The organism is Streptomyces griseofuscus (assembly GCF_014673495.1).
Taxonomy (GTDB): domain Bacteria; phylum Actinomycetota; class Actinomycetes; order Streptomycetales; family Streptomycetaceae; genus Streptomyces; species Streptomyces murinus.
Map to the genome: position 1 here is coordinate 8,710,168 of NZ_CP051006.1, position 11,573 is coordinate 8,721,740.

The window sequence follows — 11,573 nt, forward strand, 5'->3', positions numbered from 1 at the left end:
GGAATCCACTGCACCGATCCTCCTGTTGACGGCGTCGGTATATGACTTCTTCTCTCCGGCGACGGATAAACCAGGAGTTGGTCCCTGAACCGTGTGACGTGTGGCCGCATCCTTACGAAATTTTGCCGGTGCCGACGGCGGACAGACACACCGCGACGGCCCGCCCGCCACCTGGCGCGATCGCCCCTTGACCAATGAACCCGGACAGCCGGACTCCCTGAAGTACGTCCTGTTCGACATCGACCGCACACTGACCGACACGGTGACCAACCAACGCCGCACCTGGGGGACCTGGGCGGGCCGATACGGACTGGACACCGACAAGGCCCACCAAGTGACGCCACGGACACGACCGGGCGGAGACACCCGCCCGGACCGCCGCGGACCACGACCCGCACGAGTACCTGGCCGCCCCGCACACTCCTTGGCAATGCGAAGCCTCCTGGTCCGCAGGGGGTGGGGCTTCACATTTCACCCCTTTCGCATGGGGGTCCCGCTGCCGCCGGACGGCGCGCCACGTTCGGCGAGGGGGGAGGATCCAGCCCAGTGGAACGGGTGACGGGCCGGGCCCTTCAGAGCTTCAAGATCAACTCATTGCCCCCTGCGGCAGCTTCGCCCGTCCAGGACACAGATCGCCGGATTCTTCAGGCCGCGGTTTCCAGGGGGCGCCCGCCCCAGCGGATGCCCTTCTCGCGGCGGACGCGGGCACGTGCGCGACGGGCCCGTGGATCGGCCTCAGCGCGGCCAGGGTGTTCGCGGCGCCCTTCTCCCTGCGTTTGACGCCCCACAACTTGTCGTCGCCGACCGAACAGCAGCCGTAAGCAGCGCACCCCGTGCGTGCGGTGACAGGTCGGGGTGCCGCTCAGGCTGTCCCTGCTCGGCCCAGCACGACCCGGCGGCGGGCCGGATACCGAGCGGCCCGAACTCGTCGAACGCGAACACCCGGTCCGGGAACTGCTCCACGACCTGTTCGATCCGGTTGTGCCCACCAACACGCCGCCGCAGCTCGCAAAAGGGGGGCACTGGCACAGGACGAACTGGAAGATCCGCCACATCCGACGCTTGGCCAGGCACTCGGCCGGTCCCGCGGCGGGCTGACCACCAAGGTCCACCTCGCAGCCGACGGCCGCGGCCTTCCTCTGGCCATCATCGTCACCCCAGGCAACGTCAACGACTCAACGGTCTTCGACACGGTGCTGGACGCGGTGCGGGTGCCCCCGGGTCCACGCCGGATGCGATCTGGGCCTCTTAAAGCAGGAAGTGCACGCCGAGCTCGGGCTTCCGGTGGAACTTCACCAGTGTCGTGGCACCCTCGGCGTTGACGAGGCGGAGGCCTCGGTGTGCAGTGAGACGAAGTCCCAGAACGTGTCATGGACACTCTGGGCGGTGGCATCTCTCGGTCGGGATGCGGCTTGCCGGCCTGCTGCTCTGGGTTCGATCGGGGCCGGCCGTCCGCGGGCGGCTATGCGGCATGCGATGAGGACGCCGACCGGTTGCCCCGCCGCGGATGACGGGGTGCGCGGGCCGCTTCTTCGGCACGGTCCATGCCGGTTGCGGCGTGGTCCAGCTCCACGGCGATGCGGGCGGCGTCGTTGACGAGTGCGCCGCGCAGGATCAGGCAGTCGTGGCAGCTGCCGTCGGCGCAGGCGGGAAGAGCGTCGAGCCCGTTCAGCGGGTCCCGGGCCCGCCGCAGGACGGTGTCGAGGGCATCGGTGTCCGTGCGCTCGACCCTTCCTACGTGCTCCAGTGCGTCCGCCAGGAAGTTCAGCGACTCCGCGTAGCCGGTCCGGAAGGAGCGCGTCAGACAGCCTTCCTGGCCGTCAGCGCGGGCGTGGTCGAGGGTACGGGTGAGAGACCGTACGTGGCTCACGCAGAGATGAGCGATGCGTACGGCGCAACGGGTGCGGGGGAGCAGATGGCGGGAGTCGGTCGGATCCCGGCGCGGGTTGAACCACGCGTTCTCCTGTTCAGCGGCGACCGCGCCCTCGGCGTGCTCCGCTTCGCCGGACAGACGTGCGGCGTTGCTCCTCCACTGCCCGGATGCCCGCAGAGCCACGCGGTCGTCCCCCTCCAGCAGGCCCTCGCTGATGTCACGCAGGACGTCTGCGAGGCGCTCGTACAGGCGCGCGACGCGCTCTCGGCGGTGCAGGGGGCGGCGGGCCGGCGCCGCGATCGCGTGGGCGAGGGCACCACAGGCCGCGCCGATCGCCACCGCGGCCATCAGATGCCCGACGTAAGCGATCCTTCCCTGTCCCGCGTTGAACGCGAAGATCGCTACCGCGACCACCTGGAAACCGTACGCGCCCAGCGGTCTCGGCCGTGACAGAAGAAGAGCGGCGAGCATCAGCAGCGCGAAGGTCCACACCTGGATGCCGGCCCACGAGGCCAGCCCGGCGGCCAGGCCCGCGCCGACCCCCAGCGCGGTCACATACTGCGCTCCGTGGCGCAGGGAGCGGTACACCGTGGCCTGCAGTACCAGCAGCGCGGTCAAAGGGGCGAACGACCAGACGGTGCTCGGCAGGAGCCAGCGCGCCACCGACCACGCCGCGGTCGCCGCCGCCACGGACTTCCCGAGAAGGACCGCATCATCACGCTCCGGCCCCGGCGAGCGCAGAGCGGCCCGCGCGTACCCGACCGAACGCCGTACCCAGGCAGCCAGGAGCCCGCCTGCCATTCCCATGAACACCTGCCCGAATCGGTTGCGGATCTCCCAGGTGCCCATGACAGCCACGGCCGTAACCCCGCTTCCAGCGGCGATGGCCACGTCCGTACCCGACGAGGGCGACACGCCCCAGGGTCTGCGGGTGCGAGTGGGCTACCGTCCGCGTCAGGGTCAGCCGCGTCATCAAGGTCGGCACGGCCACGTTCACCGGCTACGTTCCCGGCTCGGCGGGCTGCAAGTCGGCCACTTGGCGGTGCGACAACTACTACGGCACCACCGGCTGCGCCATGACCGATGCACCCACCGCGGTGTCGATGGTGTGCATTCCGTGGATCGACGACGGAATCCGCAAGCTCCGCGCCCACGGCGGCCACTACGGCGACCCCCAGGGCGGCAAGCCCCTGACATGGATGATCACAGCAAGCAGAAGACCAAGAACCGCCAGGCGGTCTGCCCCAGGAGCCGCACGGCCCCGCCGGGCATGCGGAAGGCGGGCCGCACCTACTGCGACGAGTACCCGTTCGCCTCGACCTACCAAGGCGGCACCAAACTGCCCGCCTCGCAGCGCGAGTCGACATGGGTGAGCCCGAACGAGAACAACACCCAGGGCGCCCGCATCACGAACTGGCGCCGGCCGACGCACGTCATGGACAAGGACCCGTTCTACGTCATCGCCTGACGCCCTGACAGGCTGAACGCAACGGCCCCACAGGGCACCCCCGCGCGCACCGGGGCGCCCTCTGCGTTGAGGACACCACCTTGATCACCACGGAGACCACTCTGACGCCGGAGACCGGCGAGTACGGCTACCTCCGCACGGTCGGCGAGGACTACGAATGGCCGCCCGAGTGGCCATACGGCTGGCGGCGCGGGCCCATCGCAAAAGACATGGCACACATCACCGACACCGACACCGACACGGGCACCCTCACCATCACCCTCCAGACCCACGACGGACCGCCTCCACCCGAAACCGACCCGGCACGGAGCGCCGCGGAAGAAGTCAGCCTCCACGCCAGTCGAGGACACCGCCGTCGTCTACGTGCTCGGCAGCGGCGACCTCGAGGAAGCCGAACCCGAAAACGGCCCGCTCACGCTTCCCCGACCGTGTACCGACGTGGATCCGGATGCGCCTGTACTGCCACGTCGATGACCACGAGCCGGGCGTCGGCGACCGCGGCGAGCACCACCTGATCCAACTGTGGGCCGCCCCAGAAGCTCCCCCGGTGCACCCGGAGCTGACCGAAGCCGACCTCACCCTGCGCCGCTCCTACAAGGACGACTTCGAACAGAGCGTTGCCGCTTGGCGGCAATAGACCAGGCTGCCCCCGCGCAGTGAGAAACTGAGGCACCTGGGATACGCAAACTCCGGGGTGCCAGGCCCTCGTCGCCGGCGTCCGGACGGCCTGGGCCCGCGCGGTGCGCCCAGACCCCCGGATCCGGCCGCGCTCCGGGCCGTGCCGCCGCCCTGACTGGCGGGCGTTCCGATCACGGCCCGGCGAGGTTGTCGTGCCGATGCGGCGCTGGCCACCCGGGGCGCAGGGTCAGGACGGTGCGGTCTCTTCGGCTCGGGCAGGGGTCGCGGCGCCGTGGTTGCAGCCGCAGCGCGAGCAGTCCGCCGACTCCGGGGATGAGGGCCGCGGTGTTGACGGCCGGACCTGGCTTGAGGCGCCATGTCGCGACGACTACGAACAAGTACGCGCAGCCGTGTGTGGGTCCCATCACGGACGAGACGGGCTTGAGGTGGACGGTGAACACGTTGGCCAGCATCACGATCAGGGAGATCAGCTCGGCGTGAGCTGCGATGCGCAGGTGGCGCGGTGAACGCGGACGCATGATCACGCTCCTGTGGTCGAGCCGGGGCGGATGATCATCAAGACGGTGACGGTCGCCCAGAGCAGGTTGAAGACGCCGGTTGCCATGGCGAGACGGTGCGCAGCTGCGGGCGCCGGCGTTTCGGACGGGGCCGCCGTGCCGGTCAGGGCGCGGTCCTGACCGGGCAGGATCAGCAGGATCAGGATCCCGGCGGCTGCCGCGGTCAGCACGATCGAGGTGATCAGCCAGGCGTCGCCGAGGACACCGAGGCTGCTGGCCGTGGCGAAGCCGAAGACGGGGACCGCGATGCCGATGCCGGCGTAGACCCTGCAGATGCGGTGCAGCGTCTGCAGGGTCGTGCGGGCGCCGTCCCGGTCGCCGGTGGTGCGGCGCAGTGTCGCGGGGAACATGCTCGCAGCGACGGTGACGGGGCCGACGGCCAGGATGGCGGCCAGGACGTGCAAGGACAGCAGGATCTTGGTCACGCCGGGCGCTCCACGGCCGTCAGGCGCTCGCCGGTGACCTTCGAGGACGGGAGGCGTCCTGCCTTGGAGGTGCCCGTGAGCGTGTCGCCGTCCACGACCACGTCGAAGGCCAGGTTGAGTCGCATGGGCTTGGTGACGGTCTGCCTCCAGGTGAGCCGGTCGCCGTCGAGGGCGATGTCGCTGAGTGGTACCTCCTCGCCGGTTCCGTGAGCGACGCCGGTCAGGGTGCCGTCGTCCTGCCTGCACAGTTCCACCACGGCTTTGATCTTGCCGATGGGGGTGGAGACGGACAGGTTCCAGTTGCCTTCAACAGGCATGGTGATGCTCCTTCTTGCGGTGCGCCAAGGCGTGAGAGACGGGCCCGCGGCGGTGGGTGCGGGCCGGGGGTCAGAGGCTGGCGGGAGTGGGGCCTTCGGCGCGCCAGACGGTGCCGCGTCGCTCGTAGGCGAAGAGTTCCTCGACGGCGTGTGCGATGCGCGGCCCGGCCGCGCGTTCCAGTAGGTACAGGCCGAGGTCGAGTCCGGAGGTGACGCCGGCGCCGGTGATCAGGTCGCCGTCGTCGACGACACGGGCGCTCACCGCGTCCGCTCCGGCGGCGTCCAGCAGGTCCAGGCCCATGTGATGCATGGTGGCGTGCCGGTCTTCCAGCAAGCCCGCCATGGCCAGGACGAGTGAGCCGCCGCAGACGGCGGCGACCGTCACGTCCGGATCGTCCATCGCCTGCTTCAGGAGCGTGGGCAGCTCGGTGGTCAGTGTGCGGCCGAGCAGTACCGGGATGAACTCGTCCTGCTTCCACTCGCCGGCCCCCGCCTCTTCCTGCGGGACCTCACCGGGCTCACCGACGCGGCCGGAGGCGCCGGGCACCAGGATCATGTCCGCCCGCTTCGGATCGAGGGCGGCGGTGGCGCGCAGTACCAGCCCCCCGGTGCCGCTGATCACGTCGCGGGGCCCCTGCGCGCATGCCAGTTCCACGCTCACCGCGCCCTCCGTGGCCGTGCCACCGGCGTACAGCACCTCGTAGGGGGCGATGACATCAAGCGGATCGAAGCCGTCGAACAGGACGATCTGGACGTGCATGGGCGGTTCTCCGGGATCGGGTTCGCTGAGTCGTGATGAAAGTCAACCGTCTGCCGACTCGATCGCCCAGTGGCAGGAGTGACATATTCCAACGGGAAATTGCCATACGCTTTCGCGGGCATCAAAGCTGCTGTCACCTGGGCGTATCAGTGCTTTGTCCCAGGTTCTGTCATGTTGTGGACAGGTAGGTTCTCGCCATGCACACCGTCGCCGTTCTCGCGCTGGACCAGGTGATCCCGTTCGACCTGTCCACGCCGATTGAGGTCTTTGCCCGGACCCGCCTGCCCGACGGGCGGCCCGGCTATCAACTGCGGGTCTGCGCAGAACGCGACGAGATCGACGCCGGCGTCTTCACCCTGCGCGCGCCGTGGAAGCTGGAGGGTCTGAAGGATGCGGACACGATCGTCGTGCCGGGCATCGCCGACCCCACGGCCCCGCTCCCTCCCGCCGTATGCGATGCCCTGCGGTCGGCCGCCGCGTCCGGGACGCGGATCGCCTCACTGTGCGTGGGCACGTTCCCCCTCGCGGCCACCGGTCTTCTCGACGGGCTGCGCGTCACCACCCACTGGCGTACGGCGGACCTGCTGGCCGCCCTGTACCCGAACGTCACCGTCGACGCGGATGTGCTCTATGTCGACAACGGCCAGTTCCTCACCTCGGCAGGCGCCGCCGCCGGCATGGACCTGTGCCTGCACATGATCCGTCGTGACTACGGCTCAGCCGTGGCCGCCGATGCCGCCCGTCTGTCCGTGATGCCACTCGAACGCGAGGGCGGACAGGCTCAGTTCATCGTCCACGACCACGCGCCGGCCCCGCAGCAGGGGACCGAGTTGGAGACGCTGCTGGCCTGGCTCCGGGAAAACCTCGCCCGCGACCTCACCCTGGCCGATATGGCCGCGCAGGGCGGAACCAGCACGCGCACCTTGATCCGACGCTTTCGCAATCAGACCGGCACCACCCCGCTGCAGTGGCTCCACCGGGCTCGCATCCGCCAGGCCCAGCACCTGCTGGAGATCACCGATCACTCCGTCGAGCGCATTGGCCAGCAGGTCGGTTTCGGCTCGTCCACCACCTTCCGTGACCGCTTCAAGCGCACCACCGGCGTCAGCCCGCAAACCTACCGGCGCACCTTCAGCTGACCCATCGGCGCGCAGAGGTGGCACCCGGCACAGGTGCCGGGCGCCGGGCGAAGTGGGCTGGAGCACCTGTCCAGCGCGCGGGCCGGCAAAGATCCCGCGGTCAAAGTTCAGGGGAGAAGGCCGGCCCGTGGCCGAACGGCCACCTGATCGAGTTCAGCATTCCGAGTCGTTGAGGGTTGCCAAAAGAGCAAGAGCGTGTGCCGATGGGCTGCCCGGTGCGGTGTGGAGCAGCAAGGCTTCCAGCTGTAGGGGCCCGGTACGTGGAATTTCTGGACCAGCAGTTCCAATGGGCCGACTTGAGGGTGCCGTATGCGAAAAGTGACGTCGTGCGCGGTGCGTACTTCGTGGCGCGCCCATAGTTGCCTGAAGCGCTCGTTTTCGACGGAGAGCTCGCTGACAAGGGAATGCAGGCGTGCGTCGTCGTTTCGGTTCCCATTTGCGCGCGCAGGTAGGCCACAGCGGTGGCTGTGTACTCTTCCCAGTCGTCTCCGTAGTCATGGGCTGCCTGTAGTCATGGGCTGCCTGTTCGGAGAAGAGCACTCGAAGGCGGTTCGTCCCGGGTTTCAGGTCCGGTGCCAGAGCTCGGGCCAACTGGTCGGCGGCGAGCACGTCGCTGTATTTGTTGAAGACCAGGGCGGGCACGTTCAGGCTCTGCACCGGCAGGTCAAGGTTGGCCGCGTCCCCCAGCGCGGGCCGGATGGCGACCGACCCTCCTGCCAACAGACTGTCCATAGGACGCCTCGGCCACATCTACCCTCACTCCCGAGAGTGAACAGGCTGACCAGGCAGTCTCACGACCGTGGCCGTTCGGCCACGGGCTGGCCATTTCCCCTGAGATTCGGCCACGGGATCTGAGATCCCACACTGGCGATGCTCGGGGCGAGAGCGGGGGTCTGCCCATGCCGCGTTGTTCTGGTCGGACATCAACCCGTGAGGGACGTTCCGCCTCGGCATGGGCGAGCGTGAAGCGGACTTGATCGGCTGCCCAGTCGCCCAGCCGCTGTCACGGGCGAAGCCGCCCGAGCAGGTAGCCGGTCGTGAGCGCGGTGGCTGCGGTGATGACGATGGCCCTCACGTCCATCGCATGCCGATGACGGAGAGTTGCTCGATTCGCTCCGGTGTCAGCGTCGCCGCCCGGGAGCGCTGGTTTCCGATCCATGCACCGAGCCGAAGCTCCCGAACCTCTTGGTCGTCGCCGCTGCCGCCGCTCCCGTTGCCGCCGGTGGTGATCCGTTCGATGTGCTTCCTCGGTACCCGTAGGTGTCCTTCGCGCTGGTAGTACTGTTTGGCGGCCTGGTAGTTGAGGGCCCATTTGTCGGCCTGTGTACGGCGCGGCTTCGGCTTCTCGTCCTCGCTGGCGGGTGTGATCCCGAGGACCTGCTCGCACATCCACTGCTGCACGGTCGTGAGCTGGTCCCAGCCGAGCCGCACTGACTGCACCCACCGCCCGAGGTCCGCGCCCTGGCGCACGACGTCGCCCGCCTCGGTGGGCAGCGCCTCGCCCGCATCCAGGTGCATCCGGACCAGGTGGAAGCACCGCTGCCACGTCACCGGCCAGCTCGGGCACCACGACGGATCGATCTCCTCCAGCTGCTCGCGCCGCGTCTGCGACAGCGTCCCGGCCGACGACTTCACGGGAAGGCCCTCGGCACGCCGCTGCTCGTTCTCCTGCGCCTTGCGGGCGGCGGCCCGCGCGTTCTTCAGCCAGATCCCGACCCGGTAGCCCTGGTAGGTGGCGTCGAGCGGGGCCAGGAGGTGGCCCGCCTCGGCTGCCCAGCCGCGGGCCGCTGCGAGACCTTCCTCCCACGCGACGTCGAAGTGCGACCACACCATGCCCAGCTTCTCCAGCTGCTCGACGCGGTCCTCGTTCATGTCGCCGCGGGCGTAGAAGCGCCGGTTGTCGGCGATCCACTGCCCGAGCGGGAAGCCCACGAGCGAGGCCGGCCACCCCTCGGCCTCCACCACCTGGTCCTCGCCGCTGGGCACCCGGTAGGTGAAGGGCACCTTCAGGTCGCCGTGCAGCCGGTTGTAGATGACGGCGGCCTCGATGCCACGCCGCCAGTGCTCGTGCTCGGGGTTGAGGACCCGCAGGTTGATGAACGCGGCCAGCTGCGCCGGATCACGCGGCACGGAGAACTTCAGCAGCTTCCGCGCCGGCGCCGACGGGCCGCCGGACCCGTTCCCCTCGCCCCGGCTCTCCTCGCCCCCGCTGCGACTCTGAACGCCCCTGACACGGCTCTGCGCTTGCTGCTCGGCGAGCTGTTCCACCACTCGGGCGTCGTGCGCCCTGAGCGCCTCCAGCAGCTTCGCCAGTCCGCCGAACGCCCTGGAGGTCAGCATGTTGTCGGCGGTCTCGCCGGGGTCGAGCAGGACCGGTACCACGAGGGAGGCGACCTTGCCCTCGCCTGGGTGCATGCGTAGCGCGCGGCCGACGGCTTGGACGAGGTCGGGCATGGAGCCGCGGACGTCGGCCCAGTAGACGGAGTCACATTCCCGGGTGTCCACGCCCTCCCCGAGGACCTTCACCGAGCCGAGGAAGCCTTTCTCCACGACCGTGCCGTCCGTGGCGATCCCGGACGTGAACTCGCCCAGTACCCGGCGCCGGTGACCCGGCTTGTGCTCGCCGCACAGCCAGTTGGCCCAGATCGTGCGCGGGTACAGCTCGGGGTCGGCGGCGTGCAGCCGCTTGGCGACGTCGGGAAGGCCGGCCGCGAACGCCTCGGCCTCCTTGACGACATGGTGGAAGACGAGCGTGCGCCGGAAGTTCTCCTCCGAGGACGCCTTGAGCAGCGCGGTCTGGAGGGCTGCGAGCCGGGCCCCGCGGACCTCGTCCGAGCGGCCCTCCACGCCCAGGAGCTGCGCGGCCTGGAGCTGGGTGTCGGTGATGTCCACACACACCACCTGGTAGGGGGCACAAATCCCCCGGTCGATCGCCTCCGAGAGGGTCAGCGTGAAGCAGCGCGCACCGAACGGGCCGTCCGGGTCGTCCTCCATGCTCGCCACCAGCTCGCCCGGCGCGCCCTCGGCATCCTCGTCCAGCTGCCACAGGCGGGGCGTGGCGGTCATGTACAGGCGGCGCAGGGACGGGATGCGGGTGTTGTCGTGGACGACCGCCCAGGGCTTGCCCAGCCGACCCGACGTCCGGTGCGCCTCATCGACCACGATCAGGTCCCAGCCCGGAAGGCCGCCCTTGTGCGCCCGCTCCAGCGTGCCGAGCCCGAGGGAGGCATACGTGGCGAACACGGTGACCTTGTCGAACGGCCGCACCCAGTCGACCAGTTCCTCCACGTCCGTGGTGTTGGGGAAGGCCACGTCCTCGCCCCGCAGGGACGAGACCCCGATCATCGGGCCGGTGCGGCCGGCCTCGCGCCACGCGGCCTCGGTCTGGGTGAGCAGGTCCAGCGAGGGGACGAGCACCAGCACGCGGCCCGCACGGAGCTTCTCCGCGCCGCGGGCCGCGACCCGAGTCTTGCCGGACCCGGTGGCCATGATCACCTGAGTCCGGAGCCCCCTCTCGGGTGCAAGCAATCTTGCAGGCAATTCGAGGGCGCGGACCACCGCGTCAACGGCTTCCTGCTGTGCCGCCTCACGCTGATCGGTTCGGCTTGTGGTCGACATATCCGTCTGCCTTCTCCTGGGCTCTTAGCTGGGCAGGAAACGGGAAACCTGCACGTAGGAGGCGTGCGACCGGCTGCGGTAGATCTCACCGGAACCGGGTCACCGCCTCGGATCAGTAGCGGGGGAGCGCGATCGAAAACCGGTCCAGCGCCCTTAGTGGTGCTGCTATCTGAGTCCAGAGTCTATCTTGTGCTTCAAAGTGAAGCACTCAGAACCGAGAAAGTCCCTCGAACGTGGCTGAATTCTGTTACTGTGGCCTTATGGCCACCCCCGAAAGCAGACTGACGGCCGGTCAACTCGCCCCCGCGCTCCATGGTTCGGCCTGCCACCCTCCCGACGACCCGTCACCCCTCCCTCCCCTTGCCCCTGTTCGGGCCGCAGGCCCGTGGGCGTGCCGCGCGGAGCGTGGCACGCCTTGCCCGTACGGGAGTTGGGGCCGCACCCCGTGCTGCTGCTGCGCTTTTGGTGGCTGGAGCGCAGCGGAGGCCACGGTAGTGGGCCCGCTGGCAGTTGTGCCGGTAAACCGCGGGAGGATATGGCGCTCCGTGATCTCGGGCCGCAAGCGCGGGGACCTGCATAGCCCCGTGTGCGCTCTCTATGCGGGAGGTTGTGGACCAGGAGGGAGCGCCGCGCGGAGCACGCGTGCCTGCCCTGCTGCCGCGTGGGAATGCCAGGAAGCGAGCCGCGCGTCCCGCTCACGTGCGCGGGAAGACGGGGAGCGTGCCGTGTGGTGCGCTATGGGCCTAGACCGTTGCCCACGGTCGCTTAGTTGCTCTC

10 protein-coding genes and 3 pseudogenes are annotated in these 11,573 nt (G+C 69.3%); 4 read left to right on the forward strand and 9 right to left on the reverse strand.

Going from position 1 to position 11,573, the window contains the following annotated elements; translation table 11 throughout:
- Nucleotides 1-727 precede the first annotated feature (727 nt).
- Nucleotides 728-981: pseudogene (locus tag HEP81_RS41995) on the reverse strand (IS630 family transposase); the annotation flags it as partial.
- 2 nt (nt 982-983) lie between these two features.
- On the opposite strand from HEP81_RS41995, the pseudogene HEP81_RS42830 reads away from it, so the two are divergent.
- Nucleotides 984-1,277 (forward strand): annotated as a pseudogene (locus HEP81_RS42830) (transposase); the annotation flags it as partial.
- A gap of 185 nt (nt 1,278-1,462) precedes the next feature.
- Here the strand turns inward: HEP81_RS42830 and HEP81_RS39180 are convergent.
- Nucleotides 1,463-2,674, reverse strand: a complete 1,212-nt coding sequence (locus tag HEP81_RS39180; RefSeq protein ID WP_157854572.1) for an aromatic acid exporter family protein — start codon at nt 2,672-2,674, stop codon at nt 1,463-1,465.
- A 394-nt stretch (nt 2,675-3,068) separates the two neighbouring features.
- Here HEP81_RS39180 and HEP81_RS42005 point away from each other — a divergent pair, with 394 nt between their 5' ends.
- Both HEP81_RS42005 and HEP81_RS39190 read left to right on the forward strand, forming a co-directional pair.
- Nucleotides 3,069-3,341, forward strand: coding sequence for a NucA/NucB deoxyribonuclease domain-containing protein (locus HEP81_RS42005; RefSeq protein ID WP_220450503.1), 273 nt, complete (start codon nt 3,069-3,071; stop codon nt 3,339-3,341).
- A gap of 448 nt (nt 3,342-3,789) precedes the next feature.
- Nucleotides 3,790-3,978 (forward strand): hypothetical protein, encoded by a 189-nt coding sequence (locus HEP81_RS39190; protein ID WP_051850553.1) that lies wholly within the window; start codon nt 3,790-3,792, stop codon nt 3,976-3,978.
- 172 nt (nt 3,979-4,150) lie between these two features.
- Here HEP81_RS39190 and HEP81_RS39195 read toward each other — a convergent pair whose 3' ends face one another.
- The 4 genes from HEP81_RS39195 to HEP81_RS39210 form a co-directional block, all read right to left on the reverse strand.
- Entirely contained in the window at nt 4,151-4,498 is a 348-nt protein-coding gene (locus HEP81_RS39195) for a hypothetical protein (protein ID WP_051850552.1), read from the reverse strand.
- Nucleotides 4,499-4,500: 2 nt separating this feature from the next.
- Nucleotides 4,501-4,962 (reverse strand): DUF2269 family protein, encoded by a 462-nt coding sequence (locus HEP81_RS39200; RefSeq protein WP_037661802.1) that lies wholly within the window; start codon nt 4,960-4,962, stop codon nt 4,501-4,503.
- Nucleotides 4,959-5,279, reverse strand: a complete 321-nt coding sequence (locus HEP81_RS39205) for a hypothetical protein (protein WP_037661800.1) — start codon at nt 5,277-5,279, stop codon at nt 4,959-4,961. Before HEP81_RS39205 ends, HEP81_RS39200 begins: the two co-directional genes overlap by 4 nt.
- Before the next feature lie 70 nt (nt 5,280-5,349).
- A complete protein-coding gene (locus tag HEP81_RS39210) occupies nt 5,350-6,039 on the reverse strand; it encodes a DJ-1/PfpI family protein (protein ID WP_037661799.1) in 690 nt (229 codons plus the stop codon).
- 197 nt (nt 6,040-6,236) lie between these two features.
- Between HEP81_RS39210 and HEP81_RS39215 the strand changes: the two genes are divergently transcribed.
- Entirely contained in the window at nt 6,237-7,178 is a 942-nt protein-coding gene (locus tag HEP81_RS39215; protein WP_037661796.1) for a GlxA family transcriptional regulator, read from the forward strand.
- Between the two features lie 107 nt (nt 7,179-7,285).
- On the opposite strand, the gene HEP81_RS42835 is transcribed toward HEP81_RS39215, so the two are convergent.
- From HEP81_RS42835 to HEP81_RS39225, 3 genes and pseudogenes are all read right to left on the reverse strand, one after another.
- Nucleotides 7,286-7,660, reverse strand: coding sequence for an MmyB family transcriptional regulator (locus HEP81_RS42835; protein WP_157854580.1), 375 nt, complete (start codon nt 7,658-7,660; stop codon nt 7,286-7,288).
- 37 nt (nt 7,661-7,697) lie between these two features.
- Nucleotides 7,698-7,928: pseudogene (locus HEP81_RS42840) on the reverse strand (hypothetical protein); the annotation flags it as partial.
- A gap of 321 nt (nt 7,929-8,249) precedes the next feature.
- The gene (locus HEP81_RS39225) at nt 8,250-10,796 is read right to left on the reverse strand and encodes a DEAD/DEAH box helicase (protein ID WP_190276085.1); all 2,547 of its coding nucleotides are present in this window, start codon (nt 10,794-10,796) and stop codon (nt 8,250-8,252) included.
- Nucleotides 10,797-11,573: the final 777 nt, after the last annotated feature.